Below are 539 nucleotides of genomic sequence, written 5' to 3' on the forward strand. Positions count from 1 at the left end.
GGGGAAGTACCAGCAGGATTCCACCCTCGCTCGCCCGCCATTCTGGCCCGAGCGCCCGACCTTTCGCGTCAAACAGACGGCAAACGACATTCACCCCGGCCAGCCCGAACAGCGTGGTCTGAAGGTGTACAACAAGGGGCATGGCCAGGTCATCGACTTTCTGCCGCGAGGAGCCGAAGTAACTATCAGTGGCAGCGGAGAGTTCCGCAGATTAGAGAGCAGCCTGGGACCGGGCGGTTTGCTCAACCCCGACGGCTCGATTAACGGTTATGTTGCCACCCGCTTGCTCATACACCCGGACGGCAAAGAAACCCGCGTCAGTTCGTCGACGAGGTTAGTCAACGTCCGGGCCGAACCAGTAATTGCCGATTCAGATAACGTCATTTTCGAGTTGCCGGTCGATTCACAAGTAACGGTCAGTGGCGAAGGCGAGTTTCGCAAGCTCGAGCGCATCAACCAGTATGTGCATTTTGACGCGCTGGAAGGCGCCATTGAGCCGGTAGCGACAGATCAGATAGTGGTGCTCGAGCAGCCTGTCG

The 539-nt window shown here is 58.4% G+C and carries 1 pseudogene; it reads left to right on the top strand.

The features are described from left to right. Positions 1-539 (top strand): annotated as a pseudogene (locus KW849_RS31000) (hypothetical protein); the annotation flags it as partial.

Source organism: Pseudomonas sp. PDM26 (genome assembly GCF_019219185.1).
Classification (GTDB): Bacteria; Pseudomonadota; Gammaproteobacteria; order Pseudomonadales; family Pseudomonadaceae; genus Aquipseudomonas.